Source organism: Methylomonas defluvii, assembly GCF_033949435.1.
GTDB lineage: Bacteria > Pseudomonadota > Gammaproteobacteria > Methylococcales > Methylomonadaceae > Methylomonas > Methylomonas defluvii.
Map to the genome: position 1 here is coordinate 106,920 of NZ_JAXARY010000015.1, position 20,780 is coordinate 127,699.

Here is a 20,780-nt window from a genome sequence, read left to right on the forward strand (position 1 = left end):
AGACCGCTAAAGCCAGACCCGCACGCAGTTCCGGCCATTTTCCTTAGAGGTGTATAACGCTTTATCGGCCTTGGTCAAGACGCAATCCGCCGTACCGCTATCGGCATGCATTAAGGCAATCCCGATGCTGACGGTTATCGGAATCACATGCTTATCTATCATCAGCGGTGTATTGGCTAGCTCCTTACGTAAGCGTTCGGCAATGATCATGGCGGGTTCGGCATCGGTCTCAGGCATGAATATCGCGAACTCCTCGCCGCCAATCCGGCCCACCACGTCGATCTGACGTAATTCCGCGCGCATAATGCCGGCAAAGTGCTGCAACATCGCGTCGCCGGTGGGGTGTCCGTAACCGTCGTTAATCTGCTTGAAATGATCCAGGTCCAGCATTAATACCGCTACCCGGTGATTATTGCGCTTTACCCTGGCAAATTCGTTTTCCAGACGGGCCATAAAGTGCCTGCGATTTAAAAAACCGGTCAAGCCGTCGGTCGTTGCCAATTCCCACAGTTCGGTTTGCATCCGTTTACGTTCGCTGACATCCTGCTTAACGCCTACGAAATGGCGTATGCAGCCTTGCAGATCCTTGACGGGGGAAATCACCAGCTCTTCGTCATACAGTTCGCCATTTTTACGCCGGTTGACGATTTCGCCGCGCCAGGTGTTTCCGGACAGTATGGTGTCCCATAAATTGTGATAAAAGGCCGGGTCTTGCTTGCCGGATTTGACCAGTTCGTTGGGCCGCATACCGATAGCTTCGTGGCGGCTAAACCCGGTCAGGGTTTCAAAAGCTTTATTGGCCCATTCGATATTGGCATTGATGTCGGTGATCACTACACCGTGTTCCACCGTTTCCAGGGCTGATATCAGCAAGTGGTCGCGTAACTCCGACGCCTTGCGTAAGCTGATGTCCTGATGGATACCCACCGCGCGAATTGGTTGACCATGAAAATCCCACTCCAGCACGCGGCCGGTATCATGCACCCAAACCCAATGGCCATCCTTGTGAAGTAAGCGATGTTCAACAGAGTAAAGCTCGGTTTCGCCGCGCAAATGCGGCTCCAGAGAGGCTGTGATTAACGGCCAGTCATCCGGATGCACCAAGCGTTTCCATATGTCGATATCGGATCCGACTTCGTCAAGCGTGTACCCCAGCATCGAGGCCCATAGGTCGTTAAAAATCACTTTCCCGCTGGGAATATGCCAATCCCATAAGCCCAGGCTGGCGCTCTGTAAGGCCATGCCCATCCGTTGTTCGGACTCGTGAAGCCGTTTTTCCAAGCTTATCCGCGTCAGTGCGTAGCGTATTGCCCTGACTAAACTGTCGGTGTCTATGCTGGTTTTGAGCAGATAATCCTGCGCGCCGCAGTCCAGAGCCTTCAGAGAAAACTCGGTATCGTCGTGCCCGGTCAGCACGATAATCGGCAGCACTCGGGTCGCTTTGCGGATGCGTCTGACGGTATCCAGGCCGCGCGAATCCGGTAGGCTCAAATCCACCAGCACCACGTCGATCTTTTGTTGGGCAATGATTTGTTCGCCATCCGCCAAATTTTCGCGCCAGATCAACTCAAAACGCAGATTAGGCGAGGCACGCAAATATTGCCGAACCAGGCTGGCATCGCCCGGTTCGTCTTCAATTAATAAAACGCAGCAATTTGTCGCTTCAGTCATAGTTATTGCTTGCTGGGTAAGCGCACGACATTGAACCAATAGCCTTCGATTTGCCGAACCGCCGCGATAAATTGTTCGACATCCACCGGCTTGGTGATGTAACTGCTGGCGCCTAGTTGGTAGGTTGCCACTACGTCGCGCTCAATATCGGATGTGGTCAGGACAATAGCCGGGATGCTGGAGAAGTCCGGTTCCGACTTGATTTTAGCCAGAAACTCGCGGCCGTTCATACGCGGCATATTCAGATCCAGCAAGATCAAATCCGGGCGCGGCACATCGGTATAGTCGGCACCTTGCCGCCGCAAAAACGCCAGCGCTTCGACACCGTCCCAGACATGATGCAGATTGCAACGCACCCGGTTTTCCTTGAAACTCATTTTCACCAGATGGGCGTCGGCGGGTTCGTCTTCCACCAGCAGCACATCGAACAGCGGCGTTGATTTATCCGTCATGCTTATTTCCTTCGATATTGGGTAGCTCGAACACCACTGCCGTACCGTTCTGCGCCGTACTTTCTATCCAAATTTTGCCGCGACAGCTACTGACGATACGGCGGGCTATCGACAAACCGATCCCGGTGCCGGCCTCGTTGTCGCGATAATGCAGGCGCTCAAAAATTTCAAAGACCCGTTGCCGGTATTCCGCATCGATTCCGTCGCCGTTATCGCGCACATAATAACGATTTACGTCCAGATCGGATACGCCGCCAATTTCGATGTGTAAGGGGTGTTCAGGATGAGCTGGCCTGCCGTGCTTGAGGGCATTGTCCAAAAGCAATCTAAAAAGCTCGGCCATGCGGGGGAGATCGATAAAGGCATGCGGTAATTCACCGACGCTGACACTGGCGCCGGCAGTTGCTATCTTGTCCGCTAATGCCTGGATAGCTGCTTCGGCAGCGGCTTTGGCGTCCACGTGGGTCATTTTGTCGCGGGCTTGATCGGCCGTCACATACAGTTGAATGTCACGTACCAGACCGATTAAACGCTGGGCGTCGTGTTCCAGATAATCCAGGCTGCTATTAATGTCTTCGTCGCCTAAGGCTTCCGGATACGCCTTCAATGAGTTGCGTAAGCGTTGCGTAAAACTGCCGAAGCGGCGAGTCGGCTCCATCAAATGATGGGCGGAAATTTCCGCGAAACGGCTCAGATCGGCGTTGCTGGTTTCCAGCGCCATGCTGATTTGTCTGCGTTCGGTAATGTCGATGCACGAGCCGATATAACCGACGAATTCGCCGTGGTCGTCGTAGCGGGGAATGCCGGTGTCGAGCAACCAGCGATATTCACCATCGTAGCGTTTCATCCGATATTCCATGCTGAACGGCAGGCGTTTTTCAAAGTGTTGCGTGTAGTGGTTTAGACAAAACGCCAGTTCATCCGGATGCACTGTTTCTGACCAGCCATTACCTTGTTCTTGTTCGATAGTGCGCCCGGTAAAGTCTAACCAGACTTTGTTAAACCAATAATAACGCTGGGTGGTGTCCGAGAGCCAAATCATCACCGGCGCCGAGTCTGCCATGGCGCGGAACCGGCTTTCGCTCTCGCGCAATTCGGCGGTCATGTTTTCTGCCAGGGCCATTGCTCGGCTGCGGCTATTCACCAATTGCCAAGTCAACAGACTTAATAGCAGGCTCAGGCTTACGCTGTTGCCGGCGATAATGAATGGCTTGTCTTGATCGACCCGCGCTTGGAAATTCGGTTCGGCATGAATCAATAAGGTCCATGGGTGGCAAGCCAACACAATCTGTTGTTTGGAAGTCAATAGTGGTTGAATGTTTGCCGGCGGTGCGGAGCCGTACATGCGGCTTTCTTCGTTTAATGTTTCTCCGTCGAATATTTCCAATCCCAAATCGCTTTCTAGTTCGCCGCCAATTCCGGCCATTAAGTCCTTGGTGCGGAATGGTGCGTAAACCCAACCCAGCAGATCGGCGCGGCGTTGCTCCAGCGTGTCGTGCGGCACGTCCTTTTTATACACTGGCAGGTACATTAAAAAGCCGGCTTGCACGTCTTGTTCGGTTTCCTGCAATAAGATTACTTTGCCGCTGATGCCCAGGCTATTGTTGTCGCGGGCATAGCTCATCGCGCGGTTTCGAGTTGGCTCAGAGAACATGTCGAAACTGAATGCGCGTAGATTGCGCCCTAAAAATGGTTCCAGATAAATTATCGATGTGTAAAAATCCCGCTCGCCGACGGGATGGATGTCGTAATCGGCAAAGCCTTGTTTGCGCATCTCGGCAACATGCCGGTCTTTCTCGGTTTTCGGTATCCACAGCGAAAAGCCCACGCCCTGGATGCCGGGAAAGCGTCGGTCGAGGTTCAGTGCGGAGACGTATTCCCTATATTCGCTGCGTTCTACCAATCCTGATGCGGCAAACAAACCCCGGGCGCCATATAACATTTGCTCGTAAGTTTGTAATCGTTGCTCAATACTTTGCACCAATTGCCGGACGCGGAAATCGAAATAGAGCTGGCGTTCGTGTGCCAAGTCTTCAACCGCAATCCGCCAAGCCTGGTAGCTGGTGAGTAATGTAATCAGCAGGACTGCCACCGTCAGCCAATGGCTGTAATACCGCGGTTTGCTCAGGCTTGAGCGTGGCTGGGCGCCAACCGAAGTTTCAGGGTGCTTATTCATGTCGGTTGGCTGTCGGTTGCGGGGGTATAGCCCAAGGGAATTTCAAACGTAAAACAGGAACCCAGGCCTTCGCCGGCGGAATCCACCCATATTTTGCCGTTGTGATGTTCTATTATGCGCCGGCACAAAGCTAGGCCCATACCGGTGCCTTCGAAGCGCGTGCGGGCTTGCAGGCGGCTAAAGAACTGAAACAGCCTATCAAATTGTCCGGGGTCTATACCGATGCCGTTGTCGCGCACGCTGAGCCGCCAACAGCCGTCAATGACCTCGGAGTTAACATCGATAATGGGAGCTTGGTATTCTTGCCGGTAGTGCAGGGCGTTAACCAACAGGTTTTGCAGCAGGCGGCTGAGCTCGTCGCGGCTGGCATACAGGATAGGCCAGTCGCCTTGGCAACGGATGTTGGCTTGGCATTGTGTTGCCAAGGGTTCGACGAATTGCAACACTTCGTCGCGGACTGCGTCGCTGGCAATCCAGGATTTTTGTTGAGTCTTGCGGCCGACGCGCGAATACTCGAGCAGCGAGACGATCATCGCATCCATCCGTTTGGCACCCTCCAGCGCAAAATTCAGATTTTGCCGCGCGTCTTCATCCAGTGACTCCCTGAGATTGCGTTCCAAAAATTGCAAATGGCCGGAGACCATGCGCAAAGGCTGTCGCATGTCGTGGGAGACGCTGTAAGCGAACTGTTCCAGATCAACATTGGAACGCAACAAGGCGTCGTGGCTTTGCCTTAATTCTTGTTCTATCTGTTTATGCTTGTCGATATCGACATGCGTACCCAACATCCGTTGCGGTTTGCCTTCCGGCGTGTGCGCCACCACCATGCCCTTGGCGAGTATCCACTTATAGCGTCCATCCTTGCAGCGCATGCGAAACTCCACCCAATACAATTTATTCTTGCCGTCGAAGTAGTCGGACAGGGTTTGCAGTACCCGGTCGGTATCGTCCGGATGCAGGCTGTCGCGCCAGGCATCGAAGTTATTGGCGAATTCTTCCGGTTGATAACCCACCATTGATTTCCAGCGCGGCGAGAAAAACACCTCGCCGCTGATGATGTCCCAATCCCATACCCCTTCGTCGGCGCCTTCCAGAGCAAATTTCCAGCGATATTCGCTATCCGCCAGCCGAATATTCTGTTCGCGGACTCGGCGCCGTTCCGCAGCGAGATAACGGTTTACCCAGAACAAACTCAAGCTGAGCAACACTACCAGCATGACACCGGCGCTGAGTGCCAGTATCGGTGTCGGGTAGCGTTGCCAAATATCCGTCAACGTGAATGACGGAACGGCGTCGAACGGCTTGGCGCGCACGTTCCGCAGTAGTTGTTCCACCGAATTGTAATCGGCCGGGATGGTAAAGCCTTCAATCCCCGGAATGAGGTCGGGGCTCATCAGCAGCAAACAGCCGGCGACTTTTTTGGCCAGCGCGCGGTCTACGTTGGGCATGGCTAAAAACGGCCACTCGGGATAAAGCGCAGTCGATAGCAGCTTGAATTCAGTAGAGGGTTGGACGTTGAGGATTTTGATTTGCCGCAGATCGAGCTTGCCATTTTTGGCCAAATCCTCCAGAACTCCGGTGCGGACAAAGCCTATATCGGCGTGCCCGGACAATACCGCTTCCGTTACCGCATCGTGCGGCATACCTGTGATGACCAATTGGGATGCCTTGACTATGTCTATGCCGGCTTGGGCGGCTTCGTAGGCTTGCATTTGAAAGCCGCCCAGGGAGTCTTGACTGGTAGCGGCGATTTTTTTGCCGCGCAGGTCGCCGAGTGCGTTGAGATCCAAACGCTCGGCTTTCGCAAAGATGACGCCGCCGAACTTATCCTGAGAGCCGCCGTCCTCGTGTCTGAGCAATGTGGCCAGCGGTGCTGAAAAGCCGTGTTGATAGCTGATATGGACATAGTGGCCGGGATTGGTCAGCACAAAGTCCAATTGGCTACTGTCCACACCGGCCTCCAGTTCGTCGTAGTTCAAAGCTTCGACGATGAATTCGCGCTCCGGTATAGCCTGGTGCAAGACTTTACTCAGTGCTTGCCATTGTTCCAGGGTTTGCGGCTTGGGCCGATAGGCTAATACACCGATCCGCACCGGTGCGTCGGCCAGCGCTGAAAAGCTGACCAGCACGCAACAGCCCAGTAACAGAAATTTAATCCGGTTAAGCAAAGCGTTTGTAATCATTAATAAATGGCCACGGCTCATTTAGGTAAAACCCAATACTCAGCTGTTCAATGTCCCAAACATTCTCTAATGTTCAGGCGGGTTGCCTTGCGCGCCGGCCAGAAGGCGGCTATCCAGGCCACGATTAACATGATCATCAGCCAGTACAGAACAGCCCACCAGTCGAAACGGAAATCCAGCCGTATGCCAAGCATAGTCTGTCCGAGTTGTTTGGCTAGCGGCTCGGCGGCCAAATAAGCCAAAGGAATACTCAGTAACCAAGCCATGCCGCCATGCAGCAGGCCTTCCAGTAAAAACATGCGGAATATTTTTTTGGACGGGGCGCCGATGGCGCGCAACACGCCAATTTCGCGAATGCGCTGCAATACGCTAATGGCTAATGTGCCTGATAAACCGATACCGCCGACCGCTGCAATCATGCAGGCCAGGCCCAGCAGGGTGTTGAGCACTGATTTGAACTGGTTGCGGGTAAACTGGCGTTGTTCCAGTTTGGCAAGCGTGGTGTAAACATCCAGTTGTACATCATGGTCCTGAAACTGTTGTTGCAAGTTGCGTAGGTAGTCGGCCTCCTGATGTAGGTCGGCGACCGACGCATCCAGCAGTGCAAACGACGCCATTTCCAGGTTTTGAGTGATCTGCCGTAGAGTTTCCAACGGTGCATAGACCGGTTCCACCGCATAGCTATTGCCGGCCAACCAACGATAGATACCTATCACTTGCCATTTTTGGTGATCGGCGCCTAGCGCGACGTCCAGCATGTCGCCGGCTTGGATACCGTTGAGCGCGGCCGTATCCGCACTCAGCACTAGCACGCGCTGACCAGCGTCGCTGGCTTGCAACCAGCGTCCGGATTCAATCAGAGGTTGGTACATAGTCGAGTTGGCCGGCAATGCCAGCATCTGCAGGCCAAGGCTGCCTTTTTGCGGCAAAGCTATGCCGTCCTTGGCAATTTGTATGCTGGATCGTTGCCAGAATTCAATTTGTTCCGTGCCGACTACCGCTGCGGCGATGTCACGTACTTTTTGCTCGGGTTGGTCGCTGGTAAAGCCCAGCCTTACAGCATAACGGCTGCGGGCCATTTCCCGATCCAGAGTTAAGTTCAGCGAGGCGATCAAACTGGTCAACACTAAAAACATCACGCCGGCGCAGACCAATACGCTTTGCGTCAAGACCAGCCTGGCTTTACGGCGGAACAAATTCCCTAAGGCTGCGGCGGATAAAGTCGGCAGAAAGCGCGCGCCGAACTTCTCAATTAGTAGATCGAAACGGTTGTAGCCAAAATCGGCGCCCACGCCGTAACTGGCGATTGCTGCACGCACCGTCAGCGCAGCGCCGCGCAGAATCGGCGGCAAACCCGCCAGCAAGGGCGCCAGCAGGCCGCCGAGTAGCATGTAATTAATGGCTGGCACGGAAATGGCAAATGCGCCGCAATCGATGTTGAATAAAGCCAGCAGTCGGCAGGCACTGAAATAAGCGGTAGCCAGGGCGGGTGGTACGGCGAAAACTATCGCCGTCAACGATAAAAACAGGATTTCCAGCAGATACAGTTTGGCAATCGTGATGGTCTTGGCGCCCAGCGCTTTCATGACGCCGATCTGGTCGGTTTCCTGGGTAATGTGGGCCGATACTGTGTTTAAAATCAATACGCTAGCTAGGGCTAACGAGACCAAGGCCATGATTTGCAGGACGCCGTTGATCCCGGCTAAAAACGGCCGGCCCCAATGTTGTTCCGGGTCTTGTAACAAGGTGACGTTGACGCCGATATGCTGCGCGCTCAGCAGGCTGCGAATTTGCCCGGCAACGCTGCGGGCGGATTCACTGCTGTAAGGTTCGGCGATTTGCACCAGCAACTGCCGGAAACTGTGTGCCGGAATGCCGAATTGGGTGGCTTGCGCGGTGCCGGCAAAAAAATGTATTTGGCCGCCGAATTTGGGCGGTTTAACGAAGGGATGGCGGACGATACCGCCTATAGGCCAGGTCTGCGGGCCTTGGGCGGTTTCGAATTCTATGTCGCCGCTTTGCATGCCGCTGGACAGGGCGGACAGGTTTTCTATCGCTACTTGATTAACGCCCGGCCAATCGCCGGATTGTAATGCGGTTTTGTCGAAATGTTGCTTGTCGTAGTCTGGCCGGATGATCAGAGTTCCCAATTGCCAGTCGGTCTCGCCAGGTTGGCGGAAATGCACGCTCAGCGGCGTCAGCGTATCGACGCCGGCTACGCCAGGTAGGGCCTTGATTTGCTCCAGCAAACCGATGTCTGCATCCTGTCTCAAAATCAGATTGATGTGTGACGGTTGCGATTGCCGATGCGCGGCATCCATTTTGCCCAGCAGCAAATCGATCATGCCGAACAATGTGCCGACACAGCAGACGCCGACGGCGATGCTGATAATCGCCAAGGCAGTGCGGCTTTTAGTCAGCCATAAGTCGGCCCACACTTTATACCAGAGCGTATTCAAATCAGGTTCACCGGCTTGCTGTCGGCGTGGATCCGTCCGGAGCGGATTTCCAGTTTGCGGCTGGCGGCGTCGGCCAGGGTTTCGTTGTGGGTGACCATTACCAGGGTTTTGCCTTGATCGCGCAGATGCGCAAACAAATCGAACACCGAATCGGCGGTGGCCGCATCCAGATTGCCGGTGGGTTCGTCGGCGACGATCAGCGGGGGATCGTTGGCCAGCGCGCGGGCAATCGCCGCCCGTTGTTGTTGGCCGCCGGAAACCTGGCCGGGCAAGCGCTCCGCAGCATCGGCCAATCCGACCAGTTCCAGCAAATACATGGCCCGGTCGCGGCGCTGTTGCTTGTTTAACGAGCCGAGAAAGTCCATGGGTAGCACGATGTTTTGCAGCAGATTCAAGGTAGGCAATAACTGGAAGAATTGAAACACGATGCCGACATTGGCGCCGCGCCAGATGCTGAGTTTTTCGTTACTGAGTGTTTGCAGCTCGGTGCCGTTGACGCTGACTTGGCCTTGGCTGGGATGGTCGATGCCGGTCAGCAGATTTAATAAGGTGGATTTGCCGTTGCCGGACGGGCCGACGATGGCGACGAATTCGCCGGGATAAATATCCAGGTTGATGTCATGCAAGACAGTTTGCAGCGTGCCGGCTTGCGGATAGTCCTTATAAACCTGTTTCAGTTCGATGATCTTTTTCATAACAGCCGGCAAATTGCGGTATGTTACACGAGGCGCGGGGATCCTGGCATACCCGTCATCTCACGCACACTGCGCCGGAGGGCGATCAATGACATCGGTACGGATTTTGTGGCTAATGCTTTGCATGGTTTGGATAGCGGCGGAAATTGCTTTGGCCCGCCGTACTGCGCTGCAAGCCGGGCCGGTCGTGAATACGGAGCGGCGTTCGCAGCGCATTTTGTGGATCAGTATTTTGGCAAGTCTGGCGCTGGCATTGTGGTTTAAAAATCTGGCGTGGGCGCCTATAAGGATTGATTATCTGCCTAGGCAAATGTTGGCCATGCTGTTGTTTGCTTCGGGGCTTTATTTGCGTTACGTGGCGGTGATGAAATTGGGCCGATTTTTCACAACTAACGTGCTGATACAGCAAGAACACAGATTAATCAAAGAAGGGCCTTACCGTTGGCTACGGCATCCGGCCTACACCGGCTTGTTGATAGCCTTGTTTGCCGCCGGAGTGGCGATGGGCGATGTTCTGGCGTTGGCGATGTTGCTAGGGCCGACGGTTTGGGCGTTTATTCGCAGAATCGAGATTGAAGAGCGGATGTTGCTGGCGGAGTTCGGTGCGGTTTATGCCGATTTTTGCCGGTCTACCTGGCGGCTGTTGCCTTGGATATATTGAAAGCGTATTGGGGCGGTTTTAACCGCCCCAATAGCGGATAGACCTAGCCGGTCAATTCATCCAAATATTTTTCCACATCCAAAGCCGCCATACAGCCGGCGCCGGCTGAGGTGATAGCTTGTTTGTAATGTGAGTCCATCACGTCGCCAGCCGCGAATACGCCGGGCACGCTGGTGGCCGTGGCATTGCCGTGGATGCCGCTTTTAACGACGATGTAGCCGTGGTCCATCTCCAGTTGGCCGGCAAAAATGTCGGTGTTGGGGGTGTGGCCGATGGCGATAAACACGCCGTGCACGTCCAAATCTCTGGTGCTACCGTCCTGCGTGCTCTTGATACGCAGACCGGTAACGCCCATATCGTCGCCGAGTACTTCGTCCAGCTCGTGATTCCATTCGATACGCACGTTGCCGGATTTTGATTTTTCGATCAGCTTGTCCGACAGAATTTTTTCGGAGCGGAATTTATCGCGCCGGTGCACCACGATCACCTCAGAGGCGATGTTGGATAAATACAGGGCTTCCTCCACAGCAGTATTACCGCCGCCGATCACCGCGACCGGTTTGTTGCGGTAAAAGAAACCGTCGCAAGTGGCGCAGGCGGAAACGCCTTTACCCTTGAAGGCTTCTTCGGACGGCAGACCCAGATATTTCGCGGAAGCACCGGTGGCAATGATCAACGCATCGCAGGTGTATACGCCGGCATCGCCGGTTAGCGTGAACGGTTTTTGCGACAGATCGGCGGTATGGATATGGTCGAAAATGATTTCGGTATTGAAGCGCTCGGCGTGTAAGCGCATCCGTTCCATCAAATCCGGGCCTTGCAGGCCTTCCACGTCGCCGGGCCAGTTGTCCACTTCGGTGGTGGTGGTCAATTGGCCGCCTTGTTGCATGCCGGTGATCATCACCGGATTCAAGTTAGCGCGCGCGGCGTAAACGGCTGCGGTGTAACCGGCCGGGCCGGAACCTAGGATTAAGAGTTTGCAATGTTTTGCGGCAGCCATTATGTCGAGTCTCCATGCGGGTTAGGGTAGCAAAATTATAAGGGCATTCCCCCCGCGATAAAACCGATTTACCAACTGGTTTTTAATGGCGTGGCCGGTAAAGCTAATGTGAAATCGATTTACATCATCTATAATCATGTTTTGTGACGCTTTTATTGTGAGCCGACAACTATGGTTGCTGTTGTGGAAGAAAGAGCCTCGCGAGGCTATCGCGAAATCGCATTACTGGGATTTTCGAGTTGTGCGTTGTTTTTTTTAATTGCCCTGGTCACTTTTAATTCCAACGATCCGGGTTGGAGTCATAGCACATCGTATCAATCCATCAGTAACGCCTGCGGTTTGTTTGGTGCCTGGCTGGCGGATTTTGTACTGAGTTTTCTGGGCTTGATGGCCTACCTGATTCCGGTGATGATTTTTTGGTATGGCTACATCCTGTTTCAAGGTTCCCGCCAGACCGGTGGGCAATGGGCGCTGGCGTCGCGCTCGGCCGGTTTTCTGGCCACTACAGTGTCCGGCTCGGCGATTCTGTTTTTGCACCTGCATTTTCTGCGTACCAAGATGGATTTGCCGGAAAGCCCGGGGGGTATTCTGGGGCGGGAAATTGGCGACGCCTTGGTGCATCTGTTAGGCAACTCCGGTTCTACCTTGTTGTTACTGGCCATTTTTATGACCGGCGTGACCTTGTTTACCGGCTTGTCCTGGCTGACGATGATGGCGTTTATCGGCAAATGCGCGATGACGGCTTGTTCGGTAGTGGGTCGGCAGGCGGTTGAGGTGCCCGAGCGTTACCGCGCAGATAGACCGGCGCGACCTGAGCCAGTAAAAGAAACCAAAAAATCGCGTAATCAGCAGCCGGACGTTAAAACCGAAGAACGCGCGAAAAAGTCGCAAATTCAAGTGCTGGAAACCGCGCAACCTTCTGCCGCCGCCGCGGTTAGACCCTTGCGTAGAAAAGACAGCAAGCCCTTGGACGATATGGAGCCCGGCGCCTATATCAACGCCTTGCCAACCTTGTCTTTGCTGGACAAGCGTGAAATCAAGGTGAAGCGCTATTCCAAAACCGAGCTGGAAGAAATTTCCCGCCAAGTCGAGGATGTATTGCAGGATTACGGTATCGCCGCCGAAGTGGAAGCGGTATTGCCTGGGCCGGTGATTACCCGATTCGAATTACGCTTGGCGGCCGGTGTGAAAGTCAGCCGCATCAGCAGCCTGGCCAAAGACTTGGCGCGCGGTTTGTCAGTAACCAGCGTGCGTATCGTCGAGATTATCGAAGGTAAATCGGTGATTGGTTTGGAGATTCCGAATCAAGAGCGGGAAATGGTTTCGCTACGCGACTTACTGGTATCGGATGAGTTTGAGCGGGCTAAATCCAAGCTCAGCATCGCGATGGGTAAGGACATTTCAGGCACGCCAGTGGTGGCCGATCTGGGCAAAATGCCGCATGCGCTGGTGGCCGGCACCACGGGTTCCGGTAAATCGGTAGCGATCAACACCATGATTCTGAGTTTGCTGTACAAAGCCAAGCCGGAAGATGTGCGAATGATCATGATAGACCCGAAGATGCTGGAATTGTCGGTGTACGAAGGCATCCCGCATTTGCTGACGCCGGTCGTTACCGACATGAAGGACGCGCAAAACGCCTTGCGTTGGGCGGTGGCGGAAATGGAGCGTCGTTACAAATTGATGTCCAAATTGGGTGTGCGAAATCTGGCCGGTTATAACCAGGCGGTCAGGGAAGCGGAAGCGGCCGGTCAGCCGATTCGCGACCCGCTATTCCGGCCGGAAACGCCGGTGGCATTGGAAGACTATCCTTTGCTGGACACACTACCCAGCATCGTCATCGTCATCGACGAGTTGGCCGACATGATGATGGTGGTCGGTAAAAAGGTCGAGGAACTGATCGCCCGTTTGGCGCAAAAGGCACGAGCCGCTGGTATTCATTTGGTGTTGGCAACCCAGCGTCCATCAGTGGATGTGTTGACCGGTTTGATCAAAGCCAATGTGCCGACCCGAATTTCTTTCCAGGTATCGTCGCGCATCGATTCCCGGACCATTATTGACCAAGGCGGTGCGGAAGCCTTGCTGGGTAACGGCGACATGCTGTTCCTGCCGTCCGGCACTAGTATCCCGTTGCGCGCCCATGGTGCGTTTGTGGATGACCACGAGGTACATCGGGTGGTGGAGTTCCTGAAAAAAACCGGTCCGACCAATTATTTGGACGAAATCACTCAAGAGCGCACCGATAGCGGCGAAGTGGCCGGTTTGGACAGCGAAGACAGCGAATCCGATGCGCTTTACGATGAAGCGGTGGCGTTCGTTACCGAATCGCGCAAAGCGTCTATCTCCAGCGTGCAGCGCCGTTTCAAAATCGGTTACAACCGCGCGGCGCGCATCATCGAAGACATGGAAAACGCCGGCGTGGTCAGCATGCCGGAAACCAACGGCTCCCGTGAGGTATTGGCACCCCCGCCGCGCTGATTGCAATGAGTATTATCATTATAGGCTTGCTGGTCGTCGCTGCCGTTTCCGGCATCGGCGGCTGGTTAGTCAGCTCTAAACAAAGCCAGGAAACGCCGGTTAAGATCATGATGTTTGTGGGTTATTTCTGGCTGTTGGCTTTCGCGCAATTATTGCTGGTCGCCTTAAGCTACTTTGGCTGGCAACATTTCTCGGCTTGATTTTTCTGACATGAACCTAATTCCCGAGTTAATCGGTTATCTGGCGGCGACTTTGACTACCGCTTCTTTTCTGCCTCAAGCAATTAAGACCTTCAAAACCCGCGACACCGAATCCTTGTCGCTAGGCATGTACAGCATGTTTACCTTGGGGGTGTTGCTGTGGTTGATTTATGGTATCTATTTGCTGAACATAGCTATCATAGTAGCCAACGCTATTACCTTTTTGCTGGCAGCGGCTATCTTGGGCTTTAAGATTCACAATCTGCTGCGTAAATGAATATGCCGGGTCAACCACAATGTCTTCCAGTGCTTCCAGCCATATCGAAATAAAAACCGATAGTTTCGCCGCCAATGACAGCAGTGCTTTCATTGAGAAAATTCGCCCGAATACCGGCATTTCCGAGCCTGTCTACAAGCAACTGCAAAGACGCATCACCGATATGATCCAGTCCGGCGAGCTCGGAGATGGTTTTAGTTTGCCGTCCGAGCGGGCTTTGGCGGAAGCGCTGGATCTTAGTCGCACCACGGTGCGGCGTTGTTATGAAGAATTGCGGGCTCAGGATTGTATTGCTACTCATGGTCGCGCCGGTGTCACGGTTAAGGCGCCACCTTCGCGGATCAATCCGGAGATGGGTAAACTGAAAGGTTTTACCGAGGAAATGCGCGAGTTGGGAGTTACCCCGTCTACGCAAATTCTCGAGCACAAGATTGTCGTCGATAGAACTATCGCGTCTATTTTTAATCGTCCGGCGTCTACGCGATTTCTACGTTTGGTAAGGGTGCGCTTGGGAGACGGTATGCCGCTATCGCGCGAAGTGGCTTGGTACGATCTAACGGTAGCGCCGGCTTTGGCTGATTGGAACGGCGAAGGCTCCGCCTATCAATACCTTGAGATCCAATGTGGCTTGGGCTTGGTGCACGCCGAACAATCCATAGAAGCGGTGCTCAGCGATGACGTGGAAGCCGGCGTATTCGGGTTTGACCAGCCGGGTCCCTGCTTGTTGTTGAAGCGCAAGACCTACGCCGACAACGGGCAGATCGTGGAGTATGTCGAAGGCACGTTTCGCGGCGACGCCTATACCTACCGGGTCAATCTAAAGATCCGGCCGAACTAGACTAATTTTGGTATTGGATTGGTTTTCATAAAGTGGTCGATCTCGGCTGGCGTCGGCAAGCACCTCAATACGCCATGATGCTTGGCAACCCAGGCACCGCAGGCACAGGCTAGTCTCAAAGCCTCGGTTAAACTCAGACTATTCAGTAAGGCAGTTGCCAGGCCGGCGCTGAATGCGTCGCCGGCACCGGTGGCGTCCAGTGCAGCTATTGGCCAAGCCGGTTGGTGAAGAACCACGCCTTTCGTCAACGCCACGCATCCCGCCTCACCCAGTGTGACCACCAGTAGTTCCCCGGACCAGGCAATTTGTTGCGTCCACTTGCATAAGTTACTCAGCCACTGTGCCAGGCTGATCACATTGTTGCTTAGGCCGAATAATGCAGCGGCTTCGGTTTCGTTTACCACCAAAATATCGGTCAGCTTTAACAAGCCGGGATCAGGTTGCCGCCAGGGCGAGGGGTTCAGCATAGTGCGGATACCACGCTGACCAGCGATCTGGAAGGCTCTGTGGATCGGTGCTTCCGGGATTTCGAATTGGGCGTAAATCAGATTTAGATGGGGCAGGGAGACCAGGGCTTGTTCGACGTGTTCCTCTTTCAGCAGCGTGTTGGCGCCCGGATAGACTGCGAGGAAGTTCTCGCTGGTCGGGCTAATGAAGCCCACGCCAAAACCGGATTGCGGTCCTGTTTTCAGCAGCCAGCGGCTGTTCATGCCCGCGTTCTTGATGAGCTCAATTACTTCATCCGCCGCCGAGTCCATTCCCAGCGGCAATAGCATTGCCACCTCAGCGCCAAGCCTATGCGCGGCTATGCCAACATTCAAGCCTTTGCCGCCGTGTTCCTCGATCATGCCGGTTGCTTGCAAGGATTCGCCCGAGCAAGGTAAGTGCTCAACGTTCAGGCAATGAGCATGGACATAGCTGGCTAATACTAGGATGGACACGACATCTCCGTTTTAGAAAAAAGTCTGTGAAATAGTACCGAAATAAAACCAATAATTTACGATTGACGCAAAAAAATCTAAATGGTATCTATATGGTTACTTAATTAAATACCAAAAAGATGGAGTATTCGCTATGACCCAGCAAGTTCTGAATATCAATAACACCCAAATCGTCAGCGGTACGGAAAGCATGACACCAGGCGAGGGCGGCGCGCATACCCGATTGCTCTGGGCCAGTGTGCCACCTTTTTCGGCCAGACCTGATGTAACCGTTAGTATTTATTCGGCCGAAGGTATGTCTAACGCGGGTACCACGTTTGTTCCGTGGTCTATCGAGTACGTTCCGGGTGGTGCGGCTGGTGGCCGAGACCTGATAGCCATTTCGGCAGCCAATACCGAAACCGGTTTGGAAACCGATGTCGATGTAGTTTGCAGTTATCTGGCCATTGGTCCAAGTGAGTAGCCCTCTATTTATGCTACCGATTTCAGTTCGTTTAGAAATTCGAACTGACCGGTGAAGCCAAGCTTCGCATTTCCAAAGGAAATATTATGAAAGTCAAAACTGCATTACTAACCCTGTCCATCCTCGATCTGATGGTCTTCAATACAAATGCCGTCGCGAGTGCGAGCGCAACTGCCGAGGTTAGCGTTGACTGGAATACCTTGAGAGTGACTTCGGGAACCAGCACCAATGCCGGAATTGCTTGGTACGATAAATCTTCGCGCGTGGATACGCGGATGGACACGCCTTACGGGGAAGGCACCTATTCATCAGATTGGGTGACGCCGTTGGCCAGCTTACAAACGGGGAGCGGGATTCGCTCGCTTACCTCGAAAGCCGATGTCGATTCAAATATTTTGCACAGCTATTCCCAGGATACAGATCCAGCATTCGGCGATGCAGTGACCACCGAGAGTTATCGCACCGGCAGCTTTACCGGTTCAGGAGCCGGTGCGACAACCTTCTCGGTCGACTACAGCATGAATATCGGTTTGGTGCCTGGCAGCGGTACCAATGATGTGGCGGCGGCCTGGGTGTTACTGGTGGTAAACGATTTCGGTGATCCCAACCGATCTTTGTCCAGCCGTAAGGATCTGTTCCTTAATGCCAGTTTCGTCGGTAGTTTGCCGAACCAGGCCGCTGGCACTTTATCGGTCACGCTGCCTACCACGAGTACAGGGCGGGTATCCTTCAAGGTTACCACTCATGCTTACGCAAACGTTTCAGGGATTTCTCAAGTGCCGTTGCCAGCCTCGGCTTGGCTTTTCGGATCGGCATTATTGGCGCTAATCGGAGCGGTGCGTCGGCAATGAGCCGCTGCGGCCGGTATCTGAAACTTTTCTGATTTCCCAAGTAGCGTTTAATCGCTCGGCACTCGTTTTGAGCTTGGCCGGTAGTTGTGACATCCACCATTTTTAACAACGTTAATCAATTAGAGGGCTTTTATGAATCGCTTCCCGTCTTTGCTGGCGCTTTGTGCAGTGTTGGCTTATGCACCAACAGCAGCTGCGTACACCACATCGTTGACCGTGATCGCTAGCGCGAACGCCGCTTATGGCAGTCAGTCCTACGATGCGGATTCCAAGGTGTTAAACAACATCAATAGCCCTTCATCGTATGCGGTCGATGCGTTGTATCAAGTACCCAATGCGGGCGGGCCGGGTAGTTACGTTGAGACGTACCGCTCAGCCGCCGGCGGTTTTGTCACTCCCGGCGTAATGAAAGCCAGTGCCAGTGCCAGTGCGACAGCCTATGCCGCGAATGTCGCCAGCGCCAGCAGCAGGGTGTCATTTGCCGATAACTTCAAGTTGGTGGGCCCCAGCGGTCGAAATATCGATCTGACTTTGACTTATTTGGTGTCGGGAGCATTGTCCGGCACCGCGGCCGCCAGCGGTGCTGTGCAACTAAGTACGGGTGACAGTATTTCTTTCACGGAAAATGGTTATACACCGCGCAGCTTCAGTTGTTCATGGCTGGTGTCGTGTACCGGCGTGGCGACATTTTCGGTGCCGGTCAATACCTTGATTTCACTGGATGCTTTTCTGGAAGTCGGCGCGGGCGCCAGTAGCTATTTCAAACCTACTCTGACCCAGTCGTCCGCTAATTTCGGGAACACCGGTTTGGTGTATCTCGGTATTGCCGATAGCCGTTATCAGCTGCTGAGCGGCAGCGGTTTTAGCTACGCCCCCGTGCCGTTACCTGCCGCGTTTTGGACTTTTGTTGCCGGATTGTATACGTTGGGCTATTCCGTACGGCGCAAGTCGTGCCTGGGCTAGATCGACACGCCATTGCCTTTAAGCAGGCGCGGCAAAAGTATTCTTCACTGCGGCTTTTGCCCTTCGCCTGACCGGTTGCGGTGCGGCATTCCTGCTTCTGTCTCTTAGCAGCTACTAAGTTGTTACAATGTCCGGCCAACTTGAACGAGCGGCTGCTAAATCGGCCAGAGAAACATAATTAATGAAAACCAGAGATAGAAGGCACGGTGTCGTACTGGTACACACCGGCGAAGGTAAGGGTAAGTCCTCAAGTGCGTTTGGCATGGTATTCCGCGCCGCCGGGTGGGGCATGAAGGTCTGCGTGATTCAATTCATCAAAGGCCAGTGGCAAACCGGCGAGCAACGGGCGGCGACGCGATTCGAAGAAATCGAGTGGCATGCCTTGGGCGATGGTTTTACCTGGGACACCAAGAATCCGGAGCAAGATATTAAAACCAGCCGGGAAATTTGGGAGTTTGCTAAACAAAAAATCCTCTCCGAAGAGTTTGATTTGGTGATCCTCGACGAAATCAATTATTGCTGTGGCTACGGTTGGATCAGCGGCCAGGAGATCGCCGATTTCATCAAAAACGATAAACCCACCTGGCTACACTTGGTGATGACCGGCCGCAATGCGGCACCGGAAGTCATCGAAGCAGCAGACACGGTCACCGAAATGACCCGAATCAAACACGCTTTTGCCGCCGGCATCAAAGCCGAGCAGGGCGTGGAATTTTAAGCTGAAAAAAAACCGGGCTTCTGGCAGAATTGCCGGTTTTTAATACAGGCACCAATACCACTATGCAACAAGCAAAAAAACTTATCGAACAGTACTATCAAGCATTCAACAGCGGCGACATGGATACCTTTCTGAGCTTGTTGACCGACGATGTGGTACATGACATCAACCAGGGCGACCGCGAGCAAGGCAAGGCTGCTTTCGCTGAGTTCATGAAAAAAATGAATCACCACTACAAAGAACAGTTGGTGGATATGGTGATCATGGCTAACGAGGACGGCACCCGCGGCGCAGCGGAGTTTGTGGTATTGGGCGAATATCTGAATACCGACGAAGGTCTGCCGGAAGCCAACGGCCAAACTTATCGTTTGCCGGCCGGCGCGTTTTTCGATATTCGCGACGGTAAAGTCGCGCGCATCACCAACTACTATAATTTAGGCGATTGGATTGCGCAGGTGGATCCGCAGTAAGGCTTTTGTCAGGCGCATTGCCGATACCGGTCGATTGGCATAGAATCCGAAGGGTAACAATTCGGATTCGCCGAAAAAATAACTACAAAACAGAGGAGAGCAACAATGGGTGAAACACAGAAATTGATGATCGCTGTGGTGGGGGTGTTTGTAGCCGGTTTTATCTTGGTGGGTGTCAGCAAGGATCAATCCAACGAGGAAAAAGAGGCCGCTGCGCAAATCCGCACGTTGGTAGCCATGCAGGAAATGGCTAACCAAAAATGTCCGAAATTGATCGAAAACAAAACCGGTACCCAAGTGTATTTCCCGTCCAAAACCGATACCGATAAAACGACCTATGTCACGATGGAATGGGTAGGCGAGAAAGACTCTAACTTCAAAACCGCATCCTGTACCCTGCATTTGGCATTGGGAGGCGTGTCGAAGCTGGTTATCGATGATAAGGTTTTGATTGACAAGAAATTTTAATCAAAGACGGCGTTTTGCGCGATAGCTGGAAACGCCGTCTTGTCTCCCATTGATCGGTTAGCGGTGAAAGATTTCGTTAGCCGATTTGTCAGTGCTTTTATGAATATCGACGCCGGGTGTGGTCGTCGTCTTCTTCGCAAATTAACCATCCAAACAGAACCGGCAATACCGTCTGCCGTTTGCCAGGCACGTTGGCTGGTAAAACAGCTAACGCATCGTAGTAGCGGATGCTAGGTTTACCGGGAATCGCAAAGTCAGGCGGCGTAATCGATCAAAAGCGCCCAGGCCGGGTTTTATGTTTTCGGGATTTTTCAGACAAAATACACAAAAATAATAATTAACTAGAGGTGAAAAGATGGCGGATACGACCATCCTGAAAGGTGTTTTAAAAACCTGGAAAGACGATAGAGGTTTTGGCTTTATTCAGCCGGATAACGGCGACAAAGATATTTTTGTACATATTTCCTCTTTAAAAGGCATGGCCCGCCGTCCGGTGCGCGGCGATGTGTTGTTTTATGAAGTCGCCCGTGATACGGGCGGTAAATTGAAAGCAGTGAATGCGCGCATCGAAGGCGTGCCTTACGAGCAAAAATCCGGTAAGCCTAAACTGTGGGTATGGTTGCTGGCGGCGGCACTTGCTCTGATAAGCGGGGCAGTAGCGGCTTATTTTTTCTAGCGCGCCGAAAGCCTGTCATTAGGGGCTGTTGCCATTTTGTCATAATCCCTTTGAAAATCGATTGGCGAGCCATATTGATTGAGTTTTCAATCAAACGATAACTAGCGAATGCCACGCCAACTGCTTACAGATACCCACTG

20 protein-coding genes are annotated in these 20,780 nt (G+C 53.3%); 12 read left to right on the top strand and 8 right to left on the bottom strand.

Going from position 1 to position 20,780, the window contains the following annotated elements; translation table 11 throughout:
- Positions 1-6: 6 nt before the first annotated feature.
- From QLH52_RS16220 to QLH52_RS16245, 6 genes are read right to left on the bottom strand one after another with little or no spacing between them, the layout of a single operon-like run.
- The gene (locus QLH52_RS16220; RefSeq protein WP_319962241.1) at positions 7-1,671 is read right to left on the bottom strand and encodes a diguanylate cyclase; all 1,665 of its coding nucleotides are present in this window, start codon (positions 1,669-1,671) and stop codon (positions 7-9) included.
- A gap of 2 nt (positions 1,672-1,673) precedes the next feature.
- Positions 1,674-2,123 carry a response regulator gene (locus tag QLH52_RS16225; RefSeq protein WP_171695996.1) on the bottom strand — a complete coding sequence of 150 codons (450 nt, stop codon included), beginning with the start codon at positions 2,121-2,123 and terminating at the stop codon, positions 1,674-1,676.
- Positions 2,113-4,299 (bottom strand): CHASE domain-containing sensor histidine kinase, encoded by a 2,187-nt coding sequence (locus QLH52_RS16230; protein ID WP_319962243.1) that lies wholly within the window; start codon positions 4,297-4,299, stop codon positions 2,113-2,115. The genes QLH52_RS16225 and QLH52_RS16230 overlap by 11 nt, the downstream gene beginning before the upstream one ends.
- Positions 4,296-6,482 carry a PhnD/SsuA/transferrin family substrate-binding protein gene (locus tag QLH52_RS16235; RefSeq protein WP_319962244.1) on the bottom strand — a complete coding sequence of 729 codons (2,187 nt, stop codon included), beginning with the start codon at positions 6,480-6,482 and terminating at the stop codon, positions 4,296-4,298. The genes QLH52_RS16230 and QLH52_RS16235 overlap by 4 nt, the downstream gene beginning before the upstream one ends.
- A gap of 47 nt (positions 6,483-6,529) precedes the next feature.
- A complete protein-coding gene (locus QLH52_RS16240) occupies positions 6,530-8,941 on the bottom strand; it encodes an ABC transporter permease (RefSeq protein WP_319962245.1) in 2,412 nt (803 codons plus the stop codon).
- Positions 8,938-9,636 (bottom strand): ABC transporter ATP-binding protein, encoded by a 699-nt coding sequence (locus QLH52_RS16245; protein WP_319962246.1) that lies wholly within the window; start codon positions 9,634-9,636, stop codon positions 8,938-8,940. The genes QLH52_RS16240 and QLH52_RS16245 overlap by 4 nt, the downstream gene beginning before the upstream one ends.
- 88 nt (positions 9,637-9,724) lie before the next feature.
- Between QLH52_RS16245 and QLH52_RS16250 the strand changes: the two genes are divergently transcribed.
- Complete coding sequence (locus QLH52_RS16250; protein WP_033155427.1) at positions 9,725-10,297, top strand: methyltransferase family protein; 573 nt, start codon at positions 9,725-9,727, stop codon at positions 10,295-10,297.
- A gap of 43 nt (positions 10,298-10,340) precedes the next feature.
- On the opposite strand, the gene trxB is transcribed toward QLH52_RS16250, so the two are convergent.
- Entirely contained in the window at positions 10,341-11,297 is a 957-nt protein-coding gene (trxB, locus tag QLH52_RS16255) for a thioredoxin-disulfide reductase (protein WP_319962247.1), read from the bottom strand.
- Between the two features lie 171 nt (positions 11,298-11,468).
- Here trxB and QLH52_RS16260 point away from each other — a divergent pair, with 171 nt between their 5' ends.
- Genes QLH52_RS16260 through QLH52_RS16275 form a run of 4 tightly spaced genes read left to right on the top strand, consistent with a single transcriptional unit; the run spans position 11,469 to position 15,090 of the window.
- The gene (locus tag QLH52_RS16260) at positions 11,469-13,775 is read left to right on the top strand and encodes a DNA translocase FtsK (RefSeq protein ID WP_319962248.1); all 2,307 of its coding nucleotides are present in this window, start codon (positions 11,469-11,471) and stop codon (positions 13,773-13,775) included.
- Between the two features lie 5 nt (positions 13,776-13,780).
- Positions 13,781-13,975 (top strand): hypothetical protein, encoded by a 195-nt coding sequence (locus tag QLH52_RS16265; RefSeq protein ID WP_171695991.1) that lies wholly within the window; start codon positions 13,781-13,783, stop codon positions 13,973-13,975.
- Positions 13,976-13,985: 10 nt separating this feature from the next.
- Positions 13,986-14,252 carry a SemiSWEET transporter gene (locus tag QLH52_RS16270; RefSeq protein WP_319962249.1) on the top strand — a complete coding sequence of 89 codons (267 nt, stop codon included), beginning with the start codon at positions 13,986-13,988 and terminating at the stop codon, positions 14,250-14,252.
- Positions 14,253-14,271: 19 nt separating this feature from the next.
- On the top strand, positions 14,272-15,090 hold the full coding sequence (locus QLH52_RS16275) for a GntR family transcriptional regulator (RefSeq protein ID WP_319962250.1): 819 nt from the start codon (positions 14,272-14,274) through the stop codon (positions 15,088-15,090).
- Here the strand turns inward: QLH52_RS16275 and QLH52_RS16280 are convergent.
- Entirely contained in the window at positions 15,087-16,031 is a 945-nt protein-coding gene (locus QLH52_RS16280) for a ribokinase (protein ID WP_319962251.1), read from the bottom strand. The genes QLH52_RS16275 and QLH52_RS16280 overlap by 4 nt on opposite strands.
- A gap of 133 nt (positions 16,032-16,164) precedes the next feature.
- Between QLH52_RS16280 and QLH52_RS16285 the strand changes: the two genes are divergently transcribed.
- The 7 genes from QLH52_RS16285 to QLH52_RS16315 all read left to right on the top strand — a co-directional run bounded on the left by QLH52_RS16285 (position 16,165) and on the right by QLH52_RS16315 (position 20,640).
- The gene (locus QLH52_RS16285) at positions 16,165-16,494 is read left to right on the top strand and encodes a hypothetical protein (RefSeq protein ID WP_319962252.1); all 330 of its coding nucleotides are present in this window, start codon (positions 16,165-16,167) and stop codon (positions 16,492-16,494) included.
- A gap of 86 nt (positions 16,495-16,580) precedes the next feature.
- Positions 16,581-17,345, top strand: a complete 765-nt coding sequence (locus QLH52_RS16290; RefSeq protein WP_319962253.1) for a VPLPA-CTERM sorting domain-containing protein — start codon at positions 16,581-16,583, stop codon at positions 17,343-17,345.
- Positions 17,346-17,477: 132 nt separating this feature from the next.
- The gene (locus tag QLH52_RS16295) at positions 17,478-18,308 is read left to right on the top strand and encodes a hypothetical protein (protein ID WP_319962254.1); all 831 of its coding nucleotides are present in this window, start codon (positions 17,478-17,480) and stop codon (positions 18,306-18,308) included.
- Between the two features lie 181 nt (positions 18,309-18,489).
- Positions 18,490-19,026, top strand: a complete 537-nt coding sequence (gene cobO / locus QLH52_RS16300; RefSeq protein ID WP_033155417.1) for a cob(I)yrinic acid a,c-diamide adenosyltransferase — start codon at positions 18,490-18,492, stop codon at positions 19,024-19,026.
- 62 nt (positions 19,027-19,088) lie between these two features.
- Positions 19,089-19,496, top strand: coding sequence for a ketosteroid isomerase-related protein (locus QLH52_RS16305; RefSeq protein WP_033155416.1), 408 nt, complete (start codon positions 19,089-19,091; stop codon positions 19,494-19,496).
- Between the two features lie 105 nt (positions 19,497-19,601).
- Entirely contained in the window at positions 19,602-19,964 is a 363-nt protein-coding gene (locus QLH52_RS16310) for a hypothetical protein (protein WP_033155415.1), read from the top strand.
- Positions 19,965-20,319: 355 nt separating this feature from the next.
- The gene (locus QLH52_RS16315; RefSeq protein ID WP_051669653.1) at positions 20,320-20,640 is read left to right on the top strand and encodes a cold shock domain-containing protein; all 321 of its coding nucleotides are present in this window, start codon (positions 20,320-20,322) and stop codon (positions 20,638-20,640) included.
- The last annotated feature ends 140 nt before the right edge of the window (positions 20,641-20,780 follow it).

What these genes read in the sequence shown, in the direction of transcription:
- QLH52_RS16220 (WP_319962241.1), bottom strand. Translation starts at nt 1,671, where the DNA reads ATGACTGAAGCGACAAATTGCTGCGTTTTATTAATTGAAGACGAACCG.
- QLH52_RS16225 (WP_171695996.1), bottom strand. Translation starts at nt 2,123, where the DNA reads ATGACGGATAAATCAACGCCGCTGTTCGATGTGCTGCTGGTGGAAGAC.
- QLH52_RS16230 (WP_319962243.1), bottom strand. Translation starts at nt 4,299, where the DNA reads ATGAATAAGCACCCTGAAACTTCGGTTGGCGCCCAGCCACGCTCAAGC.
- QLH52_RS16235 (WP_319962244.1), bottom strand. Translation starts at nt 6,482, where the DNA reads ATGATTACAAACGCTTTGCTTAACCGGATTAAATTTCTGTTACTGGGC.
- QLH52_RS16245 (WP_319962246.1), bottom strand. Translation starts at nt 9,636, where the DNA reads ATGAAAAAGATCATCGAACTGAAACAGGTTTATAAGGACTATCCGCAA.
- QLH52_RS16250 (WP_033155427.1), top strand. Translation starts at nt 9,725, where the DNA reads ATGACATCGGTACGGATTTTGTGGCTAATGCTTTGCATGGTTTGGATA.
- trxB (WP_319962247.1), bottom strand. Translation starts at nt 11,297, where the DNA reads ATGGCTGCCGCAAAACATTGCAAACTCTTAATCCTAGGTTCCGGCCCG.
- QLH52_RS16260 (WP_319962248.1), top strand. Translation starts at nt 11,469, where the DNA reads ATGGTTGCTGTTGTGGAAGAAAGAGCCTCGCGAGGCTATCGCGAAATC.
- QLH52_RS16265 (WP_171695991.1), top strand. Translation starts at nt 13,781, where the DNA reads ATGAGTATTATCATTATAGGCTTGCTGGTCGTCGCTGCCGTTTCCGGC.
- QLH52_RS16270 (WP_319962249.1), top strand. Translation starts at nt 13,986, where the DNA reads ATGAACCTAATTCCCGAGTTAATCGGTTATCTGGCGGCGACTTTGACT.
- QLH52_RS16275 (WP_319962250.1), top strand. Translation starts at nt 14,272, where the DNA reads ATGTCTTCCAGTGCTTCCAGCCATATCGAAATAAAAACCGATAGTTTC.
- QLH52_RS16285 (WP_319962252.1), top strand. Translation starts at nt 16,165, where the DNA reads ATGACCCAGCAAGTTCTGAATATCAATAACACCCAAATCGTCAGCGGT.
- QLH52_RS16290 (WP_319962253.1), top strand. Translation starts at nt 16,581, where the DNA reads ATGAAAGTCAAAACTGCATTACTAACCCTGTCCATCCTCGATCTGATG.
- QLH52_RS16295 (WP_319962254.1), top strand. Translation starts at nt 17,478, where the DNA reads ATGAATCGCTTCCCGTCTTTGCTGGCGCTTTGTGCAGTGTTGGCTTAT.
- cobO (WP_033155417.1), top strand. Translation starts at nt 18,490, where the DNA reads ATGAAAACCAGAGATAGAAGGCACGGTGTCGTACTGGTACACACCGGC.
- QLH52_RS16305 (WP_033155416.1), top strand. Translation starts at nt 19,089, where the DNA reads ATGCAACAAGCAAAAAAACTTATCGAACAGTACTATCAAGCATTCAAC.
- QLH52_RS16310 (WP_033155415.1), top strand. Translation starts at nt 19,602, where the DNA reads ATGGGTGAAACACAGAAATTGATGATCGCTGTGGTGGGGGTGTTTGTA.
- QLH52_RS16315 (WP_051669653.1), top strand. Translation starts at nt 20,320, where the DNA reads ATGGCGGATACGACCATCCTGAAAGGTGTTTTAAAAACCTGGAAAGAC.